General features: G+C 42.0%; 28 protein-coding genes and 3 pseudogenes. 2 read left to right on the top strand and 29 right to left on the bottom strand.

Annotated elements, in window-relative coordinates:
- Positions 1-4 precede the first annotated feature (4 nt).
- Positions 5-1,332: pseudogene (locus AB1F57_RS01415) on the bottom strand (IS1380 family transposase).
- Positions 1,333-1,698: 366 nt separating this feature from the next.
- On the opposite strand from AB1F57_RS01415, the gene AB1F57_RS01410 reads away from it, so the two are divergent.
- Positions 1,699-2,379, top strand: coding sequence for an IS6-like element IS1216 family transposase (locus AB1F57_RS01410; protein ID WP_001015311.1), 681 nt, complete (start codon positions 1,699-1,701; stop codon positions 2,377-2,379).
- 54 nt (positions 2,380-2,433) lie between these two features.
- On the opposite strand, the pseudogene AB1F57_RS01405 reads toward AB1F57_RS01410, so the two are convergent.
- The 19 genes and pseudogenes from AB1F57_RS01405 to AB1F57_RS01315 all read right to left on the bottom strand — a co-directional run.
- Positions 2,434-3,212: pseudogene (locus tag AB1F57_RS01405) on the bottom strand (IS630 family transposase); the annotation flags it as partial.
- A 44-nt stretch (positions 3,213-3,256) separates the two neighbouring features.
- Positions 3,257-3,538, bottom strand: a pseudogene (locus AB1F57_RS01400) (CHAP domain-containing protein); the annotation flags it as partial.
- 1 nt (position 3,539) lies between these two features.
- On the bottom strand, positions 3,540-5,891 hold the full coding sequence (locus AB1F57_RS01395) for a VirB4-like conjugal transfer ATPase, CD1110 family (protein ID WP_367985959.1): 2,352 nt from the start codon (positions 5,889-5,891) through the stop codon (positions 3,540-3,542).
- Complete coding sequence (locus AB1F57_RS01390) at positions 5,848-6,201, bottom strand: PrgI family mobile element protein (RefSeq protein WP_001097580.1); 354 nt, start codon at positions 6,199-6,201, stop codon at positions 5,848-5,850. Before AB1F57_RS01390 ends, AB1F57_RS01395 begins: the two co-directional genes overlap by 44 nt.
- Positions 6,202-6,262: 61 nt before the next feature.
- Entirely contained in the window at positions 6,263-7,117 is an 855-nt protein-coding gene (locus AB1F57_RS01385; RefSeq protein ID WP_024380768.1) for a conjugal transfer protein TrbL, read from the bottom strand.
- A gap of 18 nt (positions 7,118-7,135) precedes the next feature.
- Positions 7,136-7,378, bottom strand: coding sequence for a hypothetical protein (locus tag AB1F57_RS01380; RefSeq protein ID WP_074415222.1), 243 nt, complete (start codon positions 7,376-7,378; stop codon positions 7,136-7,138).
- Between the two features lie 17 nt (positions 7,379-7,395).
- Positions 7,396-9,213 (bottom strand): VirD4-like conjugal transfer protein, CD1115 family, encoded by a 1,818-nt coding sequence (locus AB1F57_RS01375; protein WP_367985957.1) that lies wholly within the window; start codon positions 9,211-9,213, stop codon positions 7,396-7,398.
- Positions 9,213-9,701: a hypothetical protein gene (locus AB1F57_RS01370; RefSeq protein WP_002936460.1), complete on the bottom strand. Its 489-nt coding sequence runs from the start codon at positions 9,699-9,701 to the stop codon at positions 9,213-9,215. The genes AB1F57_RS01375 and AB1F57_RS01370 overlap by 1 nt, the downstream gene beginning before the upstream one ends.
- A 77-nt stretch (positions 9,702-9,778) precedes the next feature.
- Positions 9,779-10,363, bottom strand: coding sequence for a CPBP family intramembrane glutamic endopeptidase (locus tag AB1F57_RS01365; RefSeq protein WP_367985956.1), 585 nt, complete (start codon positions 10,361-10,363; stop codon positions 9,779-9,781).
- Positions 10,364-10,365: 2 nt separating this feature from the next.
- A complete protein-coding gene (locus AB1F57_RS01360) occupies positions 10,366-10,599 on the bottom strand; it encodes a hypothetical protein (protein ID WP_001005708.1) in 234 nt (77 codons plus the stop codon).
- Positions 10,600-10,607: 8 nt separating this feature from the next.
- Complete coding sequence (locus tag AB1F57_RS01355; RefSeq protein WP_238712650.1) at positions 10,608-10,991, bottom strand: hypothetical protein; 384 nt, start codon at positions 10,989-10,991, stop codon at positions 10,608-10,610.
- A gap of 10 nt (positions 10,992-11,001) precedes the next feature.
- Complete coding sequence (locus AB1F57_RS01350) at positions 11,002-11,430, bottom strand: hypothetical protein (protein WP_011922469.1); 429 nt, start codon at positions 11,428-11,430, stop codon at positions 11,002-11,004.
- Positions 11,414-12,769, bottom strand: coding sequence for a DNA (cytosine-5-)-methyltransferase (dcm, locus tag AB1F57_RS01345; RefSeq protein WP_367985954.1), 1,356 nt, complete (start codon positions 12,767-12,769; stop codon positions 11,414-11,416). Before dcm ends, AB1F57_RS01350 begins: the two co-directional genes overlap by 17 nt.
- A gap of 148 nt (positions 12,770-12,917) precedes the next feature.
- The gene (locus AB1F57_RS01340) at positions 12,918-13,736 is read right to left on the bottom strand and encodes a replication initiator protein A (protein WP_367985952.1); all 819 of its coding nucleotides are present in this window, start codon (positions 13,734-13,736) and stop codon (positions 12,918-12,920) included.
- Positions 13,733-13,906, bottom strand: a complete 174-nt coding sequence (locus AB1F57_RS01335) for a hypothetical protein (protein WP_367985951.1) — start codon at positions 13,904-13,906, stop codon at positions 13,733-13,735. Before AB1F57_RS01335 ends, AB1F57_RS01340 begins: the two co-directional genes overlap by 4 nt.
- 256 nt (positions 13,907-14,162) lie before the next feature.
- Positions 14,163-14,561 carry a hypothetical protein gene (locus AB1F57_RS01330; RefSeq protein ID WP_167785229.1) on the bottom strand — a complete coding sequence of 133 codons (399 nt, stop codon included), beginning with the start codon at positions 14,559-14,561 and terminating at the stop codon, positions 14,163-14,165.
- Positions 14,554-15,123, bottom strand: coding sequence for a ribonuclease M5 (rnmV, locus tag AB1F57_RS01325; protein ID WP_174853181.1), 570 nt, complete (start codon positions 15,121-15,123; stop codon positions 14,554-14,556). Before rnmV ends, AB1F57_RS01330 begins: the two co-directional genes overlap by 8 nt.
- The gene (locus AB1F57_RS01320; RefSeq protein WP_170238779.1) at positions 15,107-15,889 is read right to left on the bottom strand and encodes a TatD family hydrolase; all 783 of its coding nucleotides are present in this window, start codon (positions 15,887-15,889) and stop codon (positions 15,107-15,109) included. The genes rnmV and AB1F57_RS01320 overlap by 17 nt, the downstream gene beginning before the upstream one ends.
- A gap of 229 nt (positions 15,890-16,118) precedes the next feature.
- A complete protein-coding gene (locus tag AB1F57_RS01315; protein WP_170238764.1) occupies positions 16,119-17,345 on the bottom strand; it encodes an ArgE/DapE family deacylase in 1,227 nt (408 codons plus the stop codon).
- 146 nt (positions 17,346-17,491) lie between these two features.
- Between AB1F57_RS01315 and AB1F57_RS01310 the strand changes: the two genes are divergently transcribed.
- Positions 17,492-18,373: a diacylglycerol kinase family protein gene (locus AB1F57_RS01310; RefSeq protein ID WP_170238763.1), complete on the top strand. Its 882-nt coding sequence runs from the start codon at positions 17,492-17,494 to the stop codon at positions 18,371-18,373.
- A gap of 50 nt (positions 18,374-18,423) precedes the next feature.
- On the opposite strand, the gene rpmH is transcribed toward AB1F57_RS01310, so the two are convergent.
- The 9 genes from rpmH to AB1F57_RS01265 all read right to left on the bottom strand — a co-directional run bounded on the left by rpmH (position 18,424) and on the right by AB1F57_RS01265 (position 26,166).
- On the bottom strand, positions 18,424-18,561 hold the full coding sequence (gene rpmH / locus AB1F57_RS01305; RefSeq protein WP_018368178.1) for a 50S ribosomal protein L34: 138 nt from the start codon (positions 18,559-18,561) through the stop codon (positions 18,424-18,426).
- Between the two features lie 169 nt (positions 18,562-18,730).
- A complete protein-coding gene (locus AB1F57_RS01300) occupies positions 18,731-19,684 on the bottom strand; it encodes an IS30 family transposase (RefSeq protein WP_367985950.1) in 954 nt (317 codons plus the stop codon).
- 284 nt (positions 19,685-19,968) lie between these two features.
- Positions 19,969-20,979, bottom strand: coding sequence for an RNA-binding cell elongation regulator Jag/EloR (gene jag / locus AB1F57_RS01295; RefSeq protein ID WP_105136969.1), 1,011 nt, complete (start codon positions 20,977-20,979; stop codon positions 19,969-19,971).
- 18 nt (positions 20,980-20,997) lie between these two features.
- The gene (locus AB1F57_RS01290) at positions 20,998-21,807 is read right to left on the bottom strand and encodes a YidC/Oxa1 family membrane protein insertase (protein WP_367985949.1); all 810 of its coding nucleotides are present in this window, start codon (positions 21,805-21,807) and stop codon (positions 20,998-21,000) included.
- Entirely contained in the window at positions 21,791-22,150 is a 360-nt protein-coding gene (rnpA, locus tag AB1F57_RS01285; RefSeq protein ID WP_105122258.1) for a ribonuclease P protein component, read from the bottom strand. The genes AB1F57_RS01290 and rnpA overlap by 17 nt, the downstream gene beginning before the upstream one ends.
- An 86-nt stretch (positions 22,151-22,236) precedes the next feature.
- Complete coding sequence (gene argH / locus AB1F57_RS01280; protein ID WP_174853208.1) at positions 22,237-23,625, bottom strand: argininosuccinate lyase; 1,389 nt, start codon at positions 23,623-23,625, stop codon at positions 22,237-22,239.
- Between the two features lie 6 nt (positions 23,626-23,631).
- The gene (locus tag AB1F57_RS01275; protein ID WP_105136967.1) at positions 23,632-24,828 is read right to left on the bottom strand and encodes an argininosuccinate synthase; all 1,197 of its coding nucleotides are present in this window, start codon (positions 24,826-24,828) and stop codon (positions 23,632-23,634) included.
- 191 nt (positions 24,829-25,019) lie between these two features.
- The gene (locus AB1F57_RS01270) at positions 25,020-25,568 is read right to left on the bottom strand and encodes a hypothetical protein (protein ID WP_256779405.1); all 549 of its coding nucleotides are present in this window, start codon (positions 25,566-25,568) and stop codon (positions 25,020-25,022) included.
- Between the two features lie 70 nt (positions 25,569-25,638).
- A complete protein-coding gene (locus tag AB1F57_RS01265; RefSeq protein WP_367985948.1) occupies positions 25,639-26,166 on the bottom strand; it encodes a transcription repressor NadR in 528 nt (175 codons plus the stop codon).
- Positions 26,167-26,185: the final 19 nt, after the last annotated feature.

Below are 26,185 nucleotides of genomic sequence, written 5' to 3'. Positions count from 1 at the left end.
TAGTCTAAATCCATTGTTTGGATCGCCGCAGGCGTTCAAAAACCTTATAAAATTCAGTTTGATACACATGATAACTTGACAGTTTGAGATAGACCTGTCTCCCAGTCTGAACAAGTTTACCGGCTACTTTAAGCAATATCAGCCGGATGGAATGAATCGTCATGCCCTGGTTCACTTTATCAAAACCAATGCTTTTTAAAAAATTAACGAGGTTGTATGCAAGGACACTGATCATCATTCTGACATGATTTTCTAAGAAACGCGGGCTATCTGTTTTATCGAAGTAAAAGCCACCTTTCGCTTCTTTGATGTAATTTTCCATGGCACCTCGCTTATTATAAGTTTCAAAAACTCTTTTAGGAGAAATGTTTTTAGAGAAACTCGTGATAATAAAGACATGATTAAATAATAACTCTCCGGCTTCTCGAGTTGAACGAATACATACTCGACGGGATTTAGACCACGAATCTGCTTGGTATGGAACTGAATGATAATAAATTTCTTTTTCATCCCAAGGATGATTATCATAGTAATAGACAAGTTCTTCAGCTAGACGAGTTAGTTTTCGATTGCTCTTTAAACGGATAACGTACTGGCTTTCAGTTGCTTCACAAGACTCATACACCTCTGGTGTGGCGAAGCCGCTGTCACCCCGAACCAATATCTCGGTATGAGGTAACGTGCTCTTGTAGTGGTGTAAAAGCGGGTTGATAAAGGCTTTTACCCCTTTAGATGTGTACTGATTGCCTGAACGCAGTTCAGCTTTTAAGAAATCTCCGGTCAGTCCATCAAAGGCAACTAATGGGTGATAGCCGTAGGTTTGATAATGGGCATTATAATCTGTTTGTTCTTGGCGTCCAAAGGTATCCGAATGTGTGGAATCGACATCAATGATTAACTCGGTGTCATTGCGAATTAAACGTGCTTTATCAATCAATGACTGATTTAATGCTTGGAGTTGATCGATGTTCTCCTCGGTGAAACGATCCAGAAACCGTGAGATTGAGGATTGTGATGCCAACTGTTTTTTACCGAGTACAGCTTGAAAGACAGGATCCCGTCTTAATAGATTAGCTGATGAGTCTGCCGAGTAACCAGCAATTAATTGCATAATAAGCTGTTCCAATATCGCTAAGTTATCATGGGTAAAATAAGCCCGATGATCTGTAATATGGAGCCATTGTTTAGCTAAGTGCGAAAAGCCGAAGGTATTCATTAATTCTTTAACCAGGACTAACCCCGAATCACTTGATAGACGACCACCGGTATGTGAAATAGTGAAATAGTGATATTTGAATTGAATTTAACTTGATTTTTGTGTAAGCTAGTCATGAGAAGAACTCCTTTCTTATGGTTGGTTTCGTCACCTTTACCATAGCAGAATGGGGTTCTTTTTTCATCACTTAAGGGGTGAAACTAAAAAAGTAATTATCAGACTGCCGTTAGGCAGTTTCAGACGGTTTCAATTAAAAAGTATGAATTATTCAGGGTAAACATCTTTCGTTGTATTGTAAATTAACGCCATCCAAAATTTTGATTCAAGATTTTCTTTCGGTTTATTATATGTTTGAGCCAATATAAGCTACAAAACTGCTGTCTATCCATTTTTGAGTAACCTCATTTAGGTTCTGTTGCAAAGTTTTAAATCTACTATCAAATAAGGTAGAATAATAGAAAAAGATAGCAGGAGGAATGACGATGAATCATTTTAAAGGAAAGCAATTTCAGCAGGATGTGATTATTGTAGCCGTGGGCTACTATCTTCGTTATAACCTTAGCTATCGTGAAGTTCAAGAAATCTTATATGATCGTGGCATTAACGTTTCTCATACGACGATTTATCGTTGGGTGCAAGAATATGGCAAACTACTCTATCAAATTTGGAAAAAGAAAAATAAAAAATCCTTTTATTCATGGAAAATGGATGAAACGTACATCAAAATTAAAGGAAAATGGCATTATTTGTATCGAGCCATCGATGCAGATGGTTTAACCTTGGATATTTGGTTACGTAAAAAACGGGACACACAAGCAGCCTATGCTTTTCTTAAGCGGTTAGTGAAGCAGTTTGATGAACCGAAGGTTGTAGTCACAGATAAAGCCCCCTCTATTACAAGTGCCTTTAAGAAACTAAAAGAATACGGCTTTTATCAAGGGACAGAACATCGTACCATTAAATACCTGAATAATTTGATTGAACAAGACCATCGTCCAGTAAAGAGACGCAATAAATTCTATCGAAGTTTACGCACTGCCTCTACCACGATTAAAGGTATGGAAGCCATCCGAGGATTATATAAGAAAACCCGAAAAGAAGGCACTCTCTTCGGGTTTTCGGTCTGTACTGAAATCAAGGTATTATTGGGAATCCCAGCTTAAATCATAGATACCGTAAGGGATTTTATTCTTTATTTAAAACTTTGCAACAGAACCGTATTTTTTAATTTGAGCCCATGTTTTCTCAATGGGATTATACTCAGGTGAGTAAGGAGGAAGTGGTAAAAGTCTATGACCCTGCTCCTTGCATAACTCTTTTAGCTTACTCATCCGATGAAACCTTGCATTGTCCATAATGATAACAGATGGTCTATCTAAAGTGGGCAGTAAGAATGTTTTAAACCAAGCTTCGAAAAAGTCACTAGTCATGGTTTCTTTGTAGGTCATTGGGGCTATAATCTCACCGTTTATAAGACCTGCGACTAAAGATATCCGCTGGAATCTTCTTCCAGAGACCTGACCAGTGATCAACTGACCTTTCAAAGATCGACCATATTCTCGATGAAAATATATCTCAAACCCTGTCTCGTCAATATAAACAGGTGTCAAGTGACTTAAGTTATTAAATTCTTTAAGGAACTGATTTACTTTCTCAGGATCTTGTTCATAGTAGGTACAGCTCTTTTTTTTCGAGTATAACCCATAGCTTTGAGAGCGTAATGAATAGCTGTTGGATGGCAACCAAATTCAGAAGCTATTTCAGTCAAAAAAGCATCTGGATGAGCTTCAAGATAGTTCTTTAATTTTTCTCTATCAACTTTTCTTGGTTTGGTTCCCTTAACTTGGTGATGAAGCTCGCCAGTAGTCTCCATTAATTTTAGCCATTGATAGATGGTGTTGCGTGAAATATCGAAAACAACAGATGCTTCAGTAATACTGCCTGTTTTCTCACAGTATGCGAGAACTTTTTTACGAAAATCTAATGAATATGCCATAAATACATTATACCACAAATGTACTGTTTTTGTTTCATTTTATTATAGTTCTTGATTTCCTTTACCTTCAACAGTCTAGGAGACACATAGGTAATTTCTTTTAGGAACTTCTCTTCTGCTTCCTTTTGGCTACTGAGTAGATTTTCTTTTAACTCTGTTTTCTTTCCCTGAAACAGAGAATTTTTGGCTGATTTCCGAAATCGTCCTTTTTTAGGAACAGTCTGCTTTAAGGCCCTAACTTCTTTCCGATAATGCATACGGGCTGATTTTAAGTTACTTCGAAAGTTTTGCCTAGCCTGTTTGACTAGCTTTTTATCCTCTTTCATCTCATGTCCTCATTTTTTCAGGGTCCGTACTCATGATGTCAAAGAGCTTGGTGTGTTGTGGAATCTTATTCTTGAATGGGACAACGGTGGAACCGGCCTTAATTAAGCCTGCCCCTTTTTCAGGATTAACTAAGTACTTCTCCAGCTCTTTAGAAAGCCCAAGCATATGTACCAATTCTTCGCGATCGCTCTTGGCCTGTTTTAAAAGAATCATAAACTCGCTATTGGCAATAATGCGTCTGCCATTAGCATCCAAAAGAAGTGTCTCTACATTTTGAGTAATGCCTGTCGGTATCGCCCCATACTTACGGACACGACTCCAAAGTTTAAAGAAGAAATCAGAGGCATATTTGTCCAATAAGAGTAGCTGCATTTCATCAAAATAAATCCAGGTCTTCTTCCCTAGCTTTTGGTTTTTGACCACCCGATTCCAAATTTGGTCAAAGATAACCATGAGGGCAATCTGTTTTAATTCATCGCCTAACTTTTTGACATTGTAAATCAGGAAATGACTGTCTGTTTTAATATTGGTCCGATGTGAAAATATGTCCAGCGACCCTTCCACATAGAGTTCCATATCCAGTGCCAAGTCCTTAGCTTCCTGTTCAGGTTGTTGAGCTAAGACAAAGACCCATTCGACCAAGGACGGTGTGTCAAAATGCTTATAGGTGAGTCGTGTCACACGGTCAATCAAGGACTTCTCACGACCATCCATTTTGCGGTCCAGGAGCTTTCCTATCCAAGACAAGAGAAATTCTGACTTGACCTTGACTGGATCCTCATCCATATTCTCATCGGATAGATCGAGGACATTTAAGAAGGTAGTAGAATCTGGGGCAATATCAATACTTTCTCCACCAAAGGCTTGACCGATAATACTGTACTCATTTTCTGGGTCAACAATAATAATTTCAGTTTCACTATCTGCTTCCTTGAGCTTAGTAGAGATGATTTCATGTTTTGTCGCCATTCCTTTACCAGCTCCAGAAGTCCCTAAAATCAAACCTGACGGAGTATTTAACTTGCCACGGTCAATACTGATGATATTACTTGAGATTTGATTGATCCCATAAAATTTCCCACCCTTGTCCTGAATATCAACGGAAGTCCAAGGTGCATTCATGGCAATGTTTGAAGTCAATAGAGACCGAGAAATACCTTCAAGATAGTTCTTCCCAAATGGCAAGAGACTATTAAAGGCAGCTTCTTGCATATAGGTCAAATTATCAATAATCATATCATTAGACCCTGCAACTTGCTTGATAATATCAAGAGATTGTTTGAGTTGGTCTTCAGTATCCGCCAGCACTCCAATTAGAAATACGGTGTCAAACAGCTTATCTCCTGTTTGGGTCATGGTTTGAAGAAGAGCCTCAGCTTCATCGATGTTGTTTTCAAGAACATGCCCGACCTTTTCCAAATAGATGCCTGTCCGAGCCATCTTTTGTTGTTCCCCAATCTTTTGCGATTCCATCAAGGTCTTCTTGGTTCGTAGCTTGGTCATGGTTTCAGACTTGGTAGAGCCTTTAGCATGTAGACTAATCATCACTTCCAAATCTGACTGTATTAAGTCTCGAATAAATTTATCCCCTAGCTCCATACCATAATCACGAACATAGACAATCTGTAATAATCGATCGTCCAATTCAATGTGATTCTTGTGTTTAAAGGAAAGGTAGGTTGGGGCAATAAAGTGTTTGGTGGATTGACCTGAGAGAGTCAAATCCTTGTAAGAGAACGGTAAATGATTTTCACCTCGTAACATATCCGCAAGGACATTCACTCGCTCCTCTCCACCAAGTAAACCAAGAGATACATCAATCTCTGAAAAGCCACTCTTGAAATATTCCCCAATCTGTGACAGAGAACGAAAAGCTAGTTTTGGTGTTTGGTCGCTCTTGCCAAATGAAAGAAACTTGACAGCTGAAAAATTGTTCTCACCCGCCTCTAAGTTGGCATCCATCATGCGATTCAATTCATCACGATAAGCATCAAACCCATCTTCCTGCAAGGGATAGAGAATACTCTTACGGAATTTTTCCAGATTGAGCTTTTGATTAAAAATGGTCAGTTGGAAATTTGTCTTATCATCTAGTGAATTGATTAAATCCGAATATTTCTCAACAATAGCTCCCTTATCGTCTAAGCCAACTGTTTGATAATTAACATCTCCTAAAAGATAGGTTTGTGAGAAATAGCTTGGGCTGACCTGCATAAGGCCATTCTGAAAAAGCCCTTGATAGGCTAACGTATTTACGGTAGAAGGTCTGATCTCCTGCTTCTGTGTTTTCGTCTTTTGCTTTTGGTCATTAGAAGGTGTCTTTGGTTTCATTGAGTGTTTTAATTTTTTCACGTTGGTCTCCTTTTCTTCCAGTAAATGTGCGGTCTGGCACCGTTAGTTCATAATGAAAACGGTACTTGAGGTAGGTTTCAAATGGTAAATCGTTGGGGCGATAGACCCCAAATAACATGAGTGGAATGGTAAAGCTAAAAACAAAACCATAGACAAACCAATCCCCAAATTGCCAGTAAAATAGGTTCAAGCCCAATACCAAAATGGTTAGGGCGACGGCTGGAAATACAAAAATAACCTGTCTAGTTGTAAATCCCAGCCATGCCCTGTGTTGAACCTTTGAAATGTCCTTAAAGACACGAGTGTTCATAAATGTTCTCCAATCTAAGTAAGCTATAAAAAGAGGAGGCGGGCAATTTACTCCCATCCTCCTACATCCCCAAAATACTTCGGGCGGTCCGTTGACTGCCAACCAAGGCAATGATTAACAATATGGCCTGTACCAAGCCACCAAACATAATGGCGAGTGATTCCATAACTCCAGCTCCATTTGATACGGCAATCTTTCCAGCCGATTCAAACAAGGGAACAAGAGATACAATTAGAAAAATCAAAATACCTTGAACGGCATAGACCATGATGTTTTTAAGGTAACCAATCCCAACACTTCTCCAGTCATCACTAAGGAAGGTCGGAATGGTAACAGGGGCAAAAGGAATCATCAGATAGAGTTGGATAAAGCGAATGGTAATCAAGATATTGACAACCATGATGCTGGCCATTCGTACCAACCAAATGAGAATCGCAAAAAAGCCAATAATCATTTTTCCTACAATTCCAGATCCCTTAATGCCTGAGATGGTATCATAATTAGCACCACCATTCGTGACAAGACTTGCCACTTGTTCAATAACATAAGAGGCAATGGCAATAATGGCTTCCACAATAACCGTCGTATTGGTAATCACGACCGCGACCATGATGTAGCTGACAATCATAGGTGCTATGGCTTCAAAGGTCATTGCACCACCTGAGTTTGCGATTTTCTTGGCCATTTTTGAAAATTCGAGTACGAGAACAACCGCAAGAATAGCTACTCCCAAGGGCTGCATAATCCCCTTGGTAATGGCTGTCATGTAAGACCACACCGTCGGATTAAAGTCCGCTAGTGATTTAACTAGGTTAGCGGTTGATTCTAAATCCACTTGAAATCCTTCAAAAAGGCTATCGCTAGATACTTTTTCAGAGGCTAGAAATACAAAAGGTGACGTAAAATTCATTATCATGTCATATGCTGTCCTCCCTTAAATGGTAATCTGAGTCACAAAAGCACCCGCGGCTCCCACCATGACTCCACCAACAATTTCTAGAATGGCATTTCGGACACCTGGCCCACCATCTTTAATGTTGGTGGAAAGGTTGATAATGCCCATGACAACAAGAAAGGCTCCTACTGCAATTAAGCCTTTTTGTAATAGAGACATGGCTTGGGAGAACATGGAGCTGGCGTCCACTCCGTAAACAAAGCCTGATAGTGTTTGATTCATATTATTCCTCATTTCTATTAATGTAGTGTCGTTTCTGTGCTTAAATCCCTTATTTTATGGCCTGACAAATCTACCTCTTCCTCAGCGGTTAGGGGATTGATGCGATAATGCCACCAGCGTTCATCAGTTTCCTTATCCGAAAGCCATTTCCAATTCTTATGTTTGAGTGGAAAATATTTCTTGGTTCGAAAAACAGGAACCCCTGCAATGCGTACAAGACACTCATCTCGTTTCATATTCCCGACTTCATCAGCCGTCATCAAGTCACGGGCAATTTTCTGGTGAGAGGTAGAACTTGAACCTGTTTGCCCAAAAGAGCGACTGGTGCTTCTGACATCAACGGTTTGTTTGCCTAAAAGTCCACTCATAAATTTGAAAGTTTCCTCGTCATTCCCACCCAAATAGAGGAGACTGTCACAGTTCCCCAGTATAGTTTTCCAAGCCTCTTTTTCCTTATAAAGTCCTTGGAGTTGAGCAATATTTTGCAAGATTGGAACTAGACTCATGTTCCTAGAGCGAACTGTTGAGGTTTGTTCAGCAAAGTCTGGGATTTCTCCGACATTCGCAAACTCATCCAGATAGCTTCTAACATGAATAGGCAGTTGCCCTTTAAAGTCCACATCAGCCTGTCTGGTCAAAGTGGAGAAAACCGTAGAGAAAAATAATGCAGATAGAAAACGAAAGGTCGTATCATTATCTGGAATAACAAGATATACCATGGTCTTTTGAGTGCCCCACGTTTTCAAATCCATAGTGTCTTTTTGCGTCAAATCAATCACCGATTGAATATTAAAAAGGGCGAACTTAGCGGTCGTCACAGCAATGACCGAATCCAAGGTCTTGTCCTTGTAGTTCTGAAAATCCGCCCAGTTTCTCATGGTAAAGTTCTCGTGACCATATTTTTTAGCATAGTCTTCAAACAGGACTTCAAGAACACTTTTGTCCTGATTGTCTCCCTTTGATAAGAGTTTGATGAGTTTCCCAATCTCAGAAAAGGCTGGATAACGGCCACGCTTACGTCTTGCTTCCTGCTCTTGCTTGGAACTTCCTGGAGGATTGTAAAAATCCACCAAATAAGAGGCAATAGCTCTCACCAATGTCATAGAAGCCTCGTCCCAAAATGGATCACTGCGAGAACCATTTCCTTTGGTATTATTAAAATAGACCGTTAACATACGGTTCAAATCATTCTCTGTTTCTACATAACGAAAGGGATTAAAACCGTCTGAATTGGTCATATTAACCAAGTCTAAAACCTTGACCTGATAACCGTTTTCTAAAAAGAGTTTACCTGTCTTCTCAGCCAAATGGTCTTTCGGATCTACGACAATATTGGAACAGTTAAGTTGGATAAGGTTTGGTTTCACAAAGCGAAAGGTCTTACCTGCCCCAGAACCCCCAATGACAATCAAATTTTTATTTCGGTCAAACTGGGGTTTCTTCTTTTCCAACAAGGTTAGACGAACATCACGAGCCAAAATCGTGTCATTGAAAGGATTCTTACTGTAAAAGTTCCGCTTTTCCTTACTGGTTCCAAATCGTGCAGAACCGTATTCTTCCCCTTCTCGATACACCTTTTGTCCTGTTGAAACATAAAGATAGATTAACATCATCGTTAGAATTCCAAGGATAAAGGCAAAAAGAGATTTTTGAGTAAAAGTAAAAAGCCATAAAGGATTGAAAACCTGATTTAACCCCTCTCCTAAGAGGTAGGCTAAACGTTCCATAGGTGGGACATTGGTTAAACTATCATAGAGTAGGGTTAGACGATGGCAGAAATAGCCAAAGGCAAGACCCAAGAGTCCAAAGACAAATGCTTTTTGCCTGGAATACATTACAAGGTCACCTCCTTGGTTTTGACTGCCGAAGGTTCTGTCACTCTAATTTTCTCTTTGGCCAGTTCTATCTCTTGGTCCAAGGTTTTATCAAAGGTTAAACCTTCTAGCTTCTCTGGATTAGACATCAGTTTCTTCAACAATTCATCCAAGTGATGATCGAGCAAGGTCTTATCCTTGGCATAAAAGTAGAGATAGTCTTTTTGCCAACTAATTGCGATTGGCAGTTTTTCTGACTCCATCAACTCCTTAAATTTCTCCACATCTATTGGCTTATCCAATATGTCTTTACTAACATCAATCGCTTCAATGGCGTAAGGGCTTTGAAGAAGTTCTTCCAGTTTTTGAACCCCAATCTTATAAGCTGAATCTTGAGCTAAGGCTTGCCTAGCCGACCATTCTAAGAGCTTTAAGAGGGTTCTGACTGTCAATAAACTACTTCTTTCCACGTATTGCATCGCTTGACGTTCTTGTTGTTCAGATGACATGGTGACCTCCTCTTTTTTTCGATTCCCTATCAAACATAAGGTGTTTCCATAATACGGAAGCACTCTTGATTTTGGTATCACAAGAAAGTTACGACATAAGCCAAACTATTCCAAAGTAAATGTAAGGCGATTGCCGTCATACAATCAGTTTTCAATCGAACAGCAGCCAAGGTCAAGCCAAGACAGCTATACATGAGCCAACTCCCTAACTGATTGGGGCCATGGGATAGAACAAAGAGAAAACTGGTTACGCCTATTTGTACAAAAGGGAATGTCAATTTTTCCCAGAGCAATTGCCTATAAACAATCTCTTCAAGGATACTTGCATTGACCAGAAACAATAAAAAGATAATAGGGGGAACCTGTTTTCCTACTTGTACCAATACCGCTTGATTCCTAGTCTGACCTGGAAATAGGAAGCTGATGAAGACTGCAAAAGCAACCATACACACAAAGCCAAGAAGCAACCATCTTAGGCGATTTCTCAAGGTTATATTTTTTGCTTGAACAGTTTTATGACGGGCAATCTCTAAGCAAGTCACACTTAATAGGACCAATTGTAGCAAGACTATACCCTCTATTGTCAGATACTCTTTCAGGTATAAACTCACCAGAAGACTGTTAAGCTGTATGGCTAGAAAAAACACAACTATCCTTATCATTGTCACCTCTTGAATAAATCTTCATAATCAATATCTAAGACTAGAACGATTCGCTCAACCCATCTAGTTTGTGGCATCAGACGATTGGATTTGTAATGTCGCAGTTTTTGATAGAGGCGATTAAACTCACTTGGATAAACGTATTGACCGTTGAATACTTTGCGAGCTAGTTCTGCCCAAGTGAGGTCTTTTTCTGCCAGAATGATTTCTAAATTGTCCCAAAATCGTTCATTCATCTTCACACCTACCCTGTCACCTGTTTCATCAGACTAGCCTGAAACAGCTCTTCTTTTACCTGTCTGGGAAGAAAGGTTCGCACTTCGTCTAGCCCAATAGCTGGATAGACATGATTCTGACAAACAATGAGTGGCAACCGAAGATTCTGGTCTGGCTTTTGGAGAATGAGCTGAATCATTTCATTCAAACTTATCGTATATTGACGCTTAAAGCGAAGAAATCGTGGCGACAATAACTCAAAACAATCCATTGTTTTGGCAAAGAGTGACAGTAAGATTTCACGGTTTACATCACACGCTTTTATACAACGATAAGTCACACCATAGGTCGTCAAAATGGTTAGTAAATCTTGATTTGTATTGGCATTATTTCCTAGATATACCTCAAGCATAGGCTCCTCCTTATAGGGTTAGGCTATTTTCAACTGTTGGTTCAGGAGTTGAGAAATAGCGACTCATATCAATTGGCATCCGTCCTTCACCAAAGCACTTGACCGTCACTAAAGTCGTTAAAATGCCATCCTTTCCTCTAGCAGAATAATTTTCACCAAAGGCACGAAAGGCCAGGTGATTGTCTTTCGTCAATAGTGTATCTACACCATTTTTAATATCCCTAGTTTCCATAAAATCCGAAATCCGATGAAGATTGGATTCGTAGAATAGGGGATCATTCATCTCTTTGTGGTAATCATCTTCAAAAGTCACCTCAAAGTCACAATCAAAATTGGGGAGCGACAGTATCTTTTGTAATAACTGATTGGTTTCAACTTGGTGAATATGTTCTTCTAATTCAGTACAATCTAGGATACTTTTCTTATGTAGTAGGTTCATGTTTTTCATCCTCTTCCGTTCTTCTAAATTCTCTGGCAATGGCTTCAATAACTGTGACAGTCACGCTATTGCCGGCCTGTTTGTATAGTTGGCTCTTACTAGAAACACTCTCTGCTCTTTCATAAGCCCAGTCAGGAAAGCCTTGAAGTCTGAAACACTCTCTTGGTGTCAGTCGTCTTATTTTCAGGCGATAAAGTTTCCCCTCTAAGACAATGCCTGTGACTTCATACCACTTATCCTGTCGATATTCCAGAGCAGCAACCACCACTCCCATATTGTCTGAAGTCGTTAGAGTATTTGATATTCCCTTTCCCACTCGTCCCCTACGTTTGGTTGAGTCTGGATAAGCAAGATTGACAGAGTCTCCAAGAGTCGCCTTTGCGTACCCTGTTTTTGTGGCTTCCTTGATTTTCAGAAATGGCAGCTCATCCCTCAGCAAAATCTTTGGCACCTTGTCTCCACCTTGCATGGTGGTCAAGGTCGGTGACAAGCCAGAAGTGTCGAATACTCTTCCAGTCTGGTCAAAGTTAGTCGGCAGATTTCCTGCGACAACAACTCCGTGTCTGTCTTGACTTGTCAAAGTAAACATAGGGTCTTGATTGTCCTTAAATCGACGACCATGTTGCCGTTTTTCTAGTCTATCTGGTGTTAAGACTGGAATGGCGATTTTTGCCCCCTCTCCTTTACCTCTTGTTAGTGTAGGAGCAAGTCCATTCGTCAGATAGACTTCACCATTCAAACCACGTTTAGAGGGATTGATATTTCCTAGCCTTTCAAGATGAGCTGGGCTGTTTTCTCTTCTGAGAGGAAATATGAATCTGGAACGGTATCTTCTAGAATGTCCGATAATAAAGACCCGCTCTCTGTTTTGCGGGACTTGGAAGTCCTTACTGTTAAGCACCTGCCATTCGACATCATACCCCAATTCATCCAACGTGGAGAGGATAGTGGCAAACGTCCGTCCCTCGTCGTGATTGAGTAGGCCTTTGACGTTTTCCAAAAATAGAAAACGTGGTTGGATTTGTTTGGCCGCTCGAGCAATCTCAAAAAAGAGAGTCCCTCGAGTATCTTCAAATCCCAGTCGTCTTCCTGCGAGAGAAAAAGCTTGGCAAGGAAATCCCCCGCAGATGATGTCCACTTGCCCTCTAAATTGTCTAAAGTCATGGTCTGTGACCTCTTTAATGTCATGGTATTCTATTTCCCCTTCTGTGTTAAACATGGCTTTATAAGATGTTCTGGCGAATTTATCAATTTCACAAAAGCCCAGGCATTTATGACCCTGTGATTCCATCCCTAGCCTAAAACCGCCTATCCCAGCAAATAAATCTAAAAATTTCATTTTTCCTCTCTTTCCAACTAAAAAAGAGCCTTACACATGTAAAACTCTTGCCTATATATGATCATCCATATCTGGTGCACGGATGATTTCAACAATCAAAATGATGATAGAAATCAGATAGATTCCACCTAGTATCCACCAAATCAACTTAATCACCTCCTTTTACTTCTTGTCGTCTCAGTTGCTTGGTCCACTCTGACAGCACACCATTAAATACGTATTCAGCTATTACTTCCGCTGACCGAGCAAATCGCATATGTTCCAAAGCATACTGATAACGGTCACTAAAATAAATCATGGCATAGTCACTAGCTGACTGAGATAGACCTGTCTGTCTTAACTGGTCATGAACCAAACCCCAAATATAGTCTCGATCGTACTTGGTCACGCCATCGACTTTTGAAGTAAAGTTTTCTTCTTGTTTCTCATCTACTAGCTGCCTCTCCTCCTCGTCCTCAATAAGGAAATCACTCCCTTTAGTTTCACTATATTTAGTCTCACTTCCTTCAGTCTCACTAGTGGCTGAATTTAAGACTGGCCCCGGCTGATTTTGATACCCCCCTGGTATTTTTTGAACACTACCCCCGTCTGAATTTGAGACTGGGGTAGGTTCATGTTCCAACTCCCCCAAATAAATCTTATTGGCCATTCGTCCTTTTTCACTGGAAGACTGTTGGACTTCATCAATCAAACCATACTCTCGTAAGGTTTTCTTAATCGTCAATAATTTTGACTTTGAACAACCTAATAGTGCCATCAGATTTGAATTGGAATAAATCAAGTAAATTGCTCCATCCTCATCAATCCAGCCCTTACTCAAAGACAGCTCCAACCTATCTTTTAAAACCGCGTAGGCTACCTTAACTTCCAGCTTCATATCCGTATAACGTTCACTCTCAAACAAAATTTTAGGGAGTTTATAATAACGCTCTGATGTCTGATATTGATTAGCGGTAATTCGTTTCATGATTGTCCCTCCAAGACTAAAACGCCAACATTTCCGAATTCATCAAATCGGATTAAACCTGGTTGTTCCATTTCATCAATTAGCTGTGTTGCTTTCACAATATCAACTCCAAAAATAGTCACGAGATGACATATCACGATTTGGCGTGATGATTGTTCCTTCTTTTTCATGAATTCCTCCTGAAAATAAAAAAAGCGAGAACACTTATTAAAATGTTCTCGCTTATGCGATATTATAAATAATAAAATAAATTTTTCCTCCTTAACGACAGATTGTAGAACGCTCAAATCCTTGATTTATCAGCGTTTTAAGCACCTGTCATTATTATGACACAATCCCCCCCAGGGAAACTCACACCAGGCCACTTTGCTGACTTTCGTTCCTGGACCAACACCCGCTGATTGTCTGTAATCATACACATATTGGTTAGGATGACTTGTTCTCGTCTAGACATTCCCTATTCCCCAAATCATCAAAATAATAGAGATTCAAAAATTCTTCCTCAGTAACTGGACGTTCAAAATTGTAAAACCAGCGATAGACTTCCACGGCTAGTCCATCAAACTCTACCCTGTCGTCCATTTCTTGCACACCGGCAATATGAAACAAACGGCTCTGCTTCCAAATACCATCCGCATTGACATAGCCATCTTCAACTGAACCACGCAAATAGTCAGCTAGTTTGTTCTTAGCAACCTGCTCATTCTCCCAAACAAGGACATTAGCCGGCAGCAAGTAGGTCACTTCTTCATAAGATGAGTAATTCTCATAAGTAGGCTCAAACTCGTTTTTTACTAAGCACTTAACAGCGTAGACCCTATCCATGATAGCTCTCCATACACTCCTCAACTTCCGCCAAACTTATCCCAAATAACTCCAAGCGTTTGAGGAGTTGCTTACCATTGCAGTAGCCGATACGTAGTCTTTCTCCCAGATATTCCCTACGCTTACGGCTGTCGCCACCCATCAGCAAGCCAAGGCGCATCAGGTCTGACTTGCTAATGTCAAAGTTATTTTCATCATCATAGTAGCCACGAACGCCTGCGAGGGCCTTTTCCAAGTCTTCAAAGCTGGCGTGCTCAATGCCCAAGGACCGCCCTTTTGTCTTAGACTTGGGGGCAGCCTCGTCCCGCTGTAAGAAGGCGTGTTTGACCGTGGGAATGGCCTGCATAATGATTTTTCGAATCCGCTCCCCATTGTAGTCGGGGTCGGTAAAGACAATAACGCCTCGCAGGTTATGGAGTTTCTCGATACGCTCCAAATCATCATCTGAAATGGCAGAACCTCTGGTTTCGTAGGTGTCCACCTCGTAAAACCGTTTTAAGTTTGCCGTATCGTCCTTTCCCTCGACAACGAGGACTTCTTGTATCTTAATTTTCTGAGTCAATTCTGAACAAGCTCCTTGCATTCTCGTAGGTCACTTTCGCCACTTCTTCGACCGACTGGTTGCGAAGCTGGGCCAGCATTTCCACCACATATCTGGTGTAGCCAGTGCGATTTTCCCGACCCCGCTTTGGAACTGGGGCCAGGTAAGGTGCATCTGTTTCGACCAGGATTTTTTCTAGGGGCAATGTCTGCGCCGCTTCTTGAAGTTCGACAGCTTTTTTGAAAGTCACTACTCCCGAGAAGGAGATGTGCATCCCCAAGTCCATGAAGGCCTGAGCCTCCTCCAGCGTTCCAGAGAAGGAGTGCATGATGCCTCCACGCGGACCGACACCGACTTCCTTGATGATCTGGTAAGTATCTTCCAAAGCATCACGAGTATGAACCACAAAGGGTAAATCCAACTGCTTGGCCAGCTCCATCTGTCGCTTGAAAACACGAGCCTGGGTTTCCTTATCTGCCGTCATCCAGTAGTAGTCCAGCCCAATCTCCCCCAGGGCAATGACCTTGGGATGTTTGAGTGCATCAAGCAAGTAGCTTTCTACTTCCTCGTCATAGGTGCCAGCCTCTGTCGGATGCCAACCCAATGTCAGATAGATTTCGGGATGCTGGTCAGCAAGCTCCATAGCCTTGTCAATGGTTGCACGGTCAAAACCGACCACATTGTGGAGGGTGACCCCCATCTCCTTGGCAAAGTCTAATTCTTCTTGGACCCGACCGTCAAACTGTTCAACGTTGAGGTGGGTGTGGGTGTCAAATATTTGTATCATCATGCTTTTCTTTCTTTTCTATCATTATACCATAAGCCAACTCTGTCTTTGGCTGAGAAAAAGCATCAAACCTTGTTCGATGCATTCTTTTATGGTTATTCTTCAAACTGGCCATCTTTAAATCCTGTGAGACCTTTTCTGTCTCTAGTATATTATATTTTGAATAGAGTATAAACAGATGACACCTATAACAGTTTTATCTTTCATCAGTATCCGGCAAACATTCCAATTATGAAAGATAGTCGGATAGAATGGCTTGATAAATCGCAATAAAATCCCAGTATTGATCCACTGGTAGACGTTCATCAATCTTGTGGTTGAGCATGGGAATGCCCGGGCCATAGACGGCCACATCAAACGTTTTCTTCGACTGAGTAAATTGGGCTGCATCGGTTGTTCCCGATACCGCTAGAGGGGCTAAGGTGGTTGGCAGATCGTTTTGACCTGACAGGTCACCTCCTAAAACCTCTTCCATCTGCTTCAACTGGGCAGGAACCTGTAAACTAGGGAACTGCTGCTGTACTTTCAAAATAGACTGAATAAGTGGAGAATGCTTATCACTAACAACTGGTTTTTGATCAGCAGTCACCTCTAGATTTAAATCAAATCCTTCTTGCTCATTCAGCTCCTCAATCACGTGCTTGACTGTCCGAATCACGTCTTGGTTATCATAAGCAGGAATCGTCCTGGCATTAGCCTCAAAGCTTGCCCAATCGGGAATAGAATTCACCTGTTGGCCCCCTGTTACCACCGTAATATTATGAAAGGTTTGACCCAACTCTGGATCAGTATGCTTTGTTGTTTCTTTTGCAATAGCTTCTGATATCTTCAGCATCGCATGATTGAGGTGCTCAATGGCATTGTTACCGAGTTCTGGCATTGAAGAATGGGCTGCCGTACCCTTAGAAGTGACCTTGTAGTTCAAAGAGCCTTTATGAGCATAAATAATTCCAATATTACAAGGCTCTGCAATTAGCAGGCCATCTAAATCATCCACATAGCCCAGCTTCGTTAGCTGCTTGGAACCATATTCTCCAACTTCTTCACCAACAGTCGCCAACAATCGAATGGTCCCTGAATAGTCTTGTGATTCATGGAGGGCAACCATAGCCAGAACAAGAGCTGCAAGACCCGACTTCATATCTGAAGCTCCCCGTCCCCAAAGAATCTTGTTTTCATCAACGAAACCTGAAAAAGGAGGGTGGGTCCAATCCTCGGCATTTCCAGCACTGACAACATCCAAGTGACCAGTTAGGCCCAATTTTTTCCCAGGACCATTTGAAATTTCCGCTACTAAACTGGCACGCTTAGGCGCAAATTCCACTAACTCACTCTCAATGCCATGAGCAGTTAAAAACTCTTGAATATAGCGAGCCAGTTCTTCTTCATTATCATTTTCTGTATTAATCTGTATCATGTCCTGTAACAATTGGACTGCTTCTTCTTTGGTTACCATAACGACTCCTCCTTATAATATACTAGTATATCACTTTTAATTGTTTTTCGAAAGCTTGAATTCACGGGAGAAAGAGCTCCTCTTTGCAATCACAGTCTAAATACCTTATAATATAGAGGTAACTTGTATTTTGAAAGGAGATTCGCATGAAAAAAGCTTTATTAGTTGTGAATCCTAGTTCAGGTGGTGAACGGGCACCCGAGTTTAGAGACTTGGCCCAGGCCAAATTGGAGGAATATTTTGACCAAGTCCTTATAAAAGAAACTCAAAAAGGCGGAGATGCTTGCCAATTTGCCAAGGAGGCTGCGCAAGAAGGTTTTGACAGTGTCTTTGTAATGGGCGGAGATGGGACAGTTAACGAGGGCATTAGTGGTCTGGCTAAGGAAGAATATCGACCAAATTTTGGATTTTTCCCACTGGGTACAGTCAATGATTTGGCACGCGCCTTAGGCATTCCCCTTGATCCAGCGCAAGCTATTAAACAATTTGATCCAAACCGTAAGCGCCCTCTTGATATTGGCCAGGTCAACGATAGCTACTTTATGAACGTCGTAGCAATCGGCGCTATTCCACAAGCCATCAATAATGTTGACCCAGATGAGAAAACCCGCTATGGGAAGATGGCCTATTTCATCAATGGCTTCAAGGAATTGATCAACAACCAACGCTATGAGTTTCAAATTCAATTAGACGGTGAAACTAAGGAAATTACCTCGACAACCATCCTGATTGGACTGACTAACTCCATCGGTGGCTTTGAAACCCTTCTTCCAGATGCCAAGGTAGATGACGGCCTTTTACACCTCCTCTATCTGAAAGATAGCCACTTCTTAGATACGGTATCTGCTATTCCTCAGCTGATGGGCGGTGTCACAGAAGAAAGTAATAGCCTGGGTTATGAAACCTTCAAAGAAGGGGAAATCAAACTTCTCGATGGGGACCTACAAATCAACATTGATGGAGACGCGGGAGATAGTCTTCCTATTCGTATCTCGGTCCTTCCATCTCACCTATCTGTTTATTATTAAAAAAGAAAAACCAGCAGACTCGAGTTTCTGCTGGTTTTACATTCGTCTTCTTATGCCACTGCAAGCACTTTGCGTCCTTTACGACGACGAGCTGCTAATACACGACGGCCGTTTTTAGTTGACATACGGTTACGGAATCCGTGTTTACGAGCACGACGGATTTTACTTGGTTGAAAAGTACGTTTCACGATGAATACCTCCTCTTAGATTCTTGTATTCGTTTAGCCGGCTAGTTTTGATCAGTTACTAAACATACCAATCTATTTTATAAGAATTCTGACTGTTTGTCAAGGCATTTTGACCTATTTTCAGTAAGGAGTGTGAAAAAAAGAGGCTAAGGCAAATTTCAATTCAGAGTTAGCCACCTATAAGAAATTCTCTCGGTGAACTGTAGCCCAAACATTTTTTGGGATAGTTATTGATCCAATTTTCGATAAAAGCGACTTCTTTCGGGGTCGTTTTTGTGATTCCTTTCGGCAACCACCGTCGGATAAGCCTATTGTGATTCTCGTTCGTGCCTCTCTCCCAAGAGGAGTAAGGGTGAGCGTAGTAGATATATTCCTCCGGAAACACTTCTGACAAGCGACTAAACTCGCTTCCATTATCTGTAGTAATGGATTTGATTTGGAACTCCTTCAAGACGATTTTCAAGGCCTGATTCACAGCCTCAGCCGATTTATTTGGAATCAATCGAATGATTTGGTGGCGACTTCGCCTGTCCGTCAAGACCAAAAGGCATTTGTTTCTCGCTCTCGTCAATAGAACCGTGTCGATTTCATAGTGTCTAAGCTCCAGTCGAAGATTGACCACCTCTGGCCGCTCTTCAATTGACTTTCCAGCAGGCTTAAAGTTTGGACTCGCCTGTTTTTTGGTAGCCCTCCCTTTTCTAGGATAGAGCATATCCTTCTTGGTCAAGCCTAGATACCCCTTGTGAATCCAGTAGTAGATGGTTGAAATCCCCACATTGATGTCCTTGGTTCTAACCATCATTTCAGGAGAGAATTTTTCCATATTGTAGTGCCGAATTTTAACAGCGAGTTCCTTTGTTAAGCTCAGTTTTCTGACGGACTTTTTCCGATTTTTCTCATACAGATTTTGGGCATAATCAGCGGAATAGAGTTTTTTGAAGCGACCTTTTCGGACTTGTTGTAGGGTCGTCCCTCGTACCACTTCATTGTGAATGGTCTGCGGAGCCTTTCCCAATAAGCGAGCGATTTCCCGATTGGATTTCCCTTCGCCTTTCCACCGTTCAATTTGTCTTCGGTTTTCGATTGCCAAATGTTTTCCTTTTGGTGTATAATGTGTATGCATCTCCGTGTCTTCCTACCTTGTGTTTGTGGTGAACTACAAGTATAACACGGAGGTGTTTTCTTTTACCTACAAGGAGCTTTCATTTGTCAACAGGAACCCTTGAAACTGTTTTGTTGGCTCAGCCAAGGCTCTCATTCGCCTTGGTAAACCAGCCTAACAGGTTCAAGCCTGTTAACAAATGAAACCAGAACAGACAGCTGAACCAGTTGAGACAGCTGATTTTTGACTAGGTTGGGGTGGCTAACTTCATTATAGAACTTTCAAAAAAAGAGGCTAAACCTCTTTTAATCGTTGTGTCCTTCAATGTCCACGACCACATAGCGGTTAGGCTCGCTACCTTCAGAATAGCTGGTCAAGCCGTCCATTTTGGAAATAATCCGATGGATAATCTTGCGCTCGCTGCTAGACATCGGATCTGTGTGATAGGCCTCTTGTTCAGCCAGGACCCGCTCCGCCAATTTTTGAGCATAGCCTTGCAAGACTTCTGCACGATGTTCCACATAGTCATTAACGTTGATACTGATGTAGAAATTGCGCTCATAGCGGTTGTAGAGGAAGTTCTGCGCCAACAATTGCAACGCCTTCAAGACCTTGCCGTGGTAGCCGATTACGCGACCAGGCTCATTTGTATCAACCTGAATGTTGATAGTACGGCGGTTATGGCTGGTCTCGATCCGTGCCTCAACGTCCATGTCATCCAAGATTTCCTGCACATAAGCTGATACTTCTGCCACCACCTGCTCAATGTCATGCTGGTGCTCGATTTTAATGTCTAAGTCTGAAAATTCTTCCGATTTTGAAACTGGCTCTGTCTCCTCAGTAGCCTCGGGAGTTTCAACAACTTCTTCAATTGTCTCTTCTGCAGTGGCCGGTTGCAGGAGTTCTTCTGGCAAAATTTCGATACGACCTGTTTCTTCTAAAATCGTAGTCGCTTCTTTTTCATTTTTCAGAATCTGAGCCTTGATATCATCCTCTAAGACCTCACCAGACTTTTCGTATTCCTTAACAGCGGCAACAACCTTACCAAGGTCAATCGTCGCTTCTGATACGCTTTTCACTGGCTCGTTTTGCTCGTTGATTTCATCTGGAACACCACGAACAGCCTTCTGGTTAGCTTTGACAACCGTTGTTTCATTGATAACATCAATATCGACGACCGCTGGTTTCTTACCAAAACCAAGGAAACCTTTTTTCTCACGAGCAACGACAGTAATATGTGCCTTCTTACGAGGGATATTTAATTCTGCCAAACCATTTTGGATGGCTTCTTCAACATTTGCACCTGTAAATTTCATCTTTTCTCTCCTACTATCCTATTTCTTTTTCTGGGCTTTTTTCTGAGCTTTCCTGATTTTAGCCTGGCGCGCTTTCTCTGCATCAATCTTAGCTTGACGCTCTGCTATAATTTTAAAAGGATTATTGAAAATCAAGGTTTGAACAACTTGGTAGGCGTTGGACACGGTCCAATAAAGGGCAACCCCGCTAGCTGACGTCACCGCAAAGAAGAAAATGAGAAACGGCATGACGTACATCATCACGGTCAGAGCACCATTTTTCTCTGGCGCAGCCTTATTGGTCAACCAGGTACTAAGGAAGGTGAAGACCGCAGCCAGAATCGGCAAGATAAAGTACGGGTCCTGCTGACCCAAGTTCATCCAGAGAAACTGGCCAACCTTGAGAGCATCCACCTTAGTAAGGGCTTGGAAAAGAGCCAAAAGAATGGGCATCTGGATCAAAAGCGGTATAAAGGATGACCCCATGCTGACGCCGTTTTCTTTGTAAAGACGCTGGGTCGCTTCAGCCAATAATTGGCGGCTTTCCATATCCTTTCCTGGATAGCGTTCCTGCAACTCTCTCAGCTGCGGCTGAATTTCCTGCATCTTGCGAGAGGATTTTGCCTGAATCTGAAAGAGTGGTAACAATAAGGTCCGAATCAAGATAGTGAAAAGGATAATCCCAATACCGATATGACCATTGATAGACAAGAATTGGATGATGCTGGCAAACCACTCAATGAGTGAATCCCAGGCACCCGAAGATTGGTTGCTGGCTTGATTTCCACAGGCCGCTAACACGACAAGGGACAGGGTCAAGAGGCCCGCCCATTTAATTTTCTTTTTCAATCTCAACACCTTCCTGGTAGAGTTTCGCAAGTTTCAAAACATGGAGCAGATTCTTCTTGATTTCTTGGTAGGTCAATTCCTCCACACCCTTACGGGCAATGATGACAAAATCCTCTGCCTGTATATCCTCTTTCAATTCAAGCAGAACATGCCGCAGGCGACGCTTGATTTTATTGCGTGTGACGGCATTTCCTAACTTCTTGCTGACAGATAAACCTACACGAAAATGCTCTTTTTGATTGGCCAATCGGTAGACCACAAAGCGTCGATTGGCAACATTGTGTCCCTTGGAAAAAATATCATTGAAATCTCGTTCGCGCTTGACACGGTAGCTTTTTCTCAAACTGTCACTCCATCTTTCAAAATTACCTCTATTATACCATAAAATTCAAAAAAGCCAATAAACATCACGTTTAGAGGCATTTTTCATTATTTATCTGGGTTTAATTCCGCTGTCGCTTGCTGAATTTGGTGTTGAACTGACTCAAATCCTGTCCCACCCAGTGAGGTTCTGCGTTCCACCGCTGTACGTGATTGCAGGGCCTGGTAGATGTCCTCCTCAATCAAGTCCGTCACTTCTTGGTAACGTTCCAGCGGAATATCCTGCAAGTAGTGACCAGCCTTGGTGCATTCCAAGACTAGCTTGCCGACCACTTCATGGGCCTGGCGGAAAGGCATTCCCTTGCTGGCCAAGTAGTCTGCCAACTCAGTCGCATTGGAGAAGTCTTTCTCGGTTGAAACAGCCATTCTATCCTTGTGAACGGTCATGGATTCCAGCATACCGGCCAGAATGTCAATGGCAACTGTAACGGTCTCCGCCGTGTCAAACATGCCCTCTTTATCTTCCTGGAGGTCTTTGTTGTAGGCCAATGGCAGAGCCTTCATGACGGTCAGTAAACCAACCAAATTGCCCACTACCCGACCCGATTTTCCTCTGATCAACTCTGCCATGTCAGGATTTTTCTTCTGCGGCATGATAGAGGAACCTGTTGAGAAGGTGTCCGATAGGGTGACAAATTGGTACTCGTGGGAACACCAGTTGATGATTTCCTCGCATAAACGAGAAGCATGCATCATGAGAATAGAGCTATTGGACAAAAATTCCAAGATGAAATCACGATCAGACACCGCATCCAATGAATTGCTGTAAGGTTTGGCAAAGCCCATCAAATCAGAAGTCAGTTGACGGTCAATGGGAAAAGTAGTGCCTGCAAGGGCCGCTGCGCCCAGCGGTGACATGTCCGCATGCTGGATATTGAAAGTAAAGCGCTCGCTGTCACGGGTGAACATTTGATAGTAGGCCATGAGATGGTGACCAAAAGAAATGGGTTGGGCATGCTGCAAGTGCGTATAGCCCGGCATAATGGTCTCCACATGTTCCTCAGCTAAATGGACCAAGACCTGACGTAGATTGGCCAATTTCTCAATCACCTCATGGAGCTTGTCCTTGAGATAGAGGTGCATGTCTGTCGCGACCTGGTCATTCCGTGAACGGGCCGTGTGGAGCTTGCCAGCCACTGGACCGATTTTTTCCGTCAAGAGCGATTCCATGTTCATGTGGATGTCTTCGTTGGTCACGTCGAATTCCAGCTGACCAGTCTCATACTCAGCCAAAAGCTCTTCCAGACCATCCTTGATAATGTCTGCTTCAGCCTGCTCAATGATACCTGTCTGACCTAGCATGGTCACATGGGCAATGGATCCTTGAATATCAAACTTGGCTAGTTTCTGGTCGAAGCGGATAGAGGCACCAAATTCCTCCACCCAGGCCTCCAAGCTGGCCTCAAAACGACCGCCCCATAATTTCTTTTCCATCAAAATCTCCTATTGGTTTTGGTGATGTACTTCCGCATTTACCTTGGTTGGCAAGCCCCAGAGCTTGATAAAGCCGACTGCTGCTGCCTGGTCAAAGGTATCTGCACTTGTGTAGGTTGCAAGATTTTCATCATAGAGTGAGTTTGGTGATTTTCTAGCAACGACTTGAGCTGTACCCTTGAACAATTTAACCTTGGCAGTGCCGTTTACCACTGACTGGGTTTGTTTCAAGTAAGCCTTCAAGGCATCTGTCGCTGGATTGAACCACAAACCGTTATAAATCAAGTTTGACAATTCATTGGAAATGATTGGTTTGAAGTGAGCCACTTCACGAACCAGGGTCAAATCTTCAATTTCCTTATGAGCTGTCAAGAGGGTAATGGCACCTGGGCACTCGTAGATTTCACGCGACTTGATACCCACCAAACGGTTCTCAACGTGGTCGATACGACCAACACCATGGGCACCCGCAATCACATTGAGTTTCTGAATCAAATTAGCCAGGCTCAGCTCTTCTCCATTGACGGCAACAGGTACACCAGCCTTAAATTCGATTTCGACATATTCAGGCGTATCTGGTGCCTTTTCTGGAGCAGTCGTGATACCGAATGCATCTTCTGGCGCCTCGTTCCATGGATTTTCCAAGACACCACACTCATTGGCACGACCCCAAAGGTTTTGGTCGATTGAGTAAGGGCTGTCCAAATTAGCTGGAACCGGCACACCATTTTCCTTGGCAAAGATAATCTCTTCCTCACGAGACCAGTGCCATTCACGAACCGGTGCCACAACCTTCAAGTTTGGATCCAGGGCAGCGATTGCCACCTCAAAACGAACCTGGTCATTTCCCTTACCGGTACAACCGTGGGCAATAGTCGTCGCGCCAGTCTGGTGGGCAATTTCAACCAATTTTTTAGAAATCAAAGGACGGCTGAGAGCGGATACCAATGGGTATTTTTGCTCATAGTAGGCTTGAGCTTGGAGGGCAGGAAGCACGTAGTCATAGGCAAACTCTTCCTTAACATCGATAACATGGGACTCAACCGCACCGATCGACAAGGCCTTGTCATGGATAAATTCCAAATCCTTACCCTCACCCACATCCATGCAGACAGCGACAACATCATAATCCTTCTTCAACCATGCAATAGCAACCGAAGTATCCAAACCACCTGAATAGGCTAGGATTAATTTTTCTTTCGACATAAGCATTCTCATTTCTATTTAAATTAGCAAATAAAACTTAGTGACTATTATAATGTATATTTATACTTTTTGCAACATATTTATACACATTTTTTCAAAAAATTGAATAAATCTCGTACATTTAAAGAAAAAACAAGAAAAAGCCAGAGACTTTTCTCCGACTTCTAGACTATATTTTATCTCAACTCACATTAAGGTTGATAAATTTTCCGTTCTTTCAAGATTTTCCAAAAATAATATGCCAAACTAAAATCGAGCAATCCATGAAGTGCAGAACCTAGACCAACTAAGCCAAGCATAGTCATCCAATAAGTATCTGAAGTCTGCCCGCCCGAAGTCAGGGCCATGACCACAATATACTCCCCTAAGCCATGAAGTAGATTGAGACCAATCCCTAATATGAAGAAACGCTTAGTGTCCATAAAACTTGGAAATTGTTTTATTAAAAAAGCTCCCAGAGTAAGAAAAATCAAGTGAGTTAATGCACGAAATACGATGACAATAGGAAATCCTGCTAAAAAGAAGCCTAGACTGGAGCCCAATGCTACCAAAATGGCCGTTGCTGGTGAAATAAACATTGCAATAAACAACGGAATATGACTAGCAAGTGTGTAAGATGCTGGACCAATAACAATTTTAATCGGCATCATCAATGGAATCAAAATAGCAAATGCAGTAAGGATCGCACTAATGGAAAGCTGCTTGACGGAACTTTTAGATGATAGTGTTAATTGGGACATAAGGAACCTCTCTTTCTATAGGTTCGATTATAAACCAAAACATTACAGGTGTCAAGACACCTGTAATGTTTTATTGATTTTCTAGCAAAATTCCTGCAGCCTTTAATACCAAAGAAAGTTCTTTGTAGGCTTGAACGGAGGGAAATGAGACAGTATGAGTATGAACTCCTTCTGTTAAATTACTCAATAGTACTCCTTTATAATGACTCAAATCATCTAAAAAACGGTCCCGATCTTCAAAACTGGTAATATTTAGTTTGCCAGATAATAGACCGTAAATAGGATGTTCAATTTCGACATCAAGGATTTGAGCTCCTCCCTCTAATAGGATAGTCAACTCTTTTTCAACATCTTCTGGTCCATGTTGACAAGCTATTTTACGAATATAAGCACCTTCAAGAGGCGCCAGAGAAGACTGCAGTAGGTAGCCTCTCGGAGTCGCCAAAACCAGATCACCCTCTGCTCGAAGCAAGGCTATATCTCCCACAATCACCTGACGGCTCACTCCAAATTCTTTTGCTAGGTAATTCGCTGAAAGTGGTTGAGATGTTTCCTGTAAAAGTGATAAAATGTGCTTTCGTCTTTCTATTGCTTTCATGTGGTCTCCCCTCTACTTT

The sequence above is a fragment of the Streptococcus nasisuis genome, from assembly GCF_040836615.1.
Classification (GTDB): Bacteria; Bacillota; Bacilli; order Lactobacillales; family Streptococcaceae; genus Streptococcus; species Streptococcus suis_V.
This window is presented reverse-complemented; position numbering and strand designations above follow the sequence as displayed.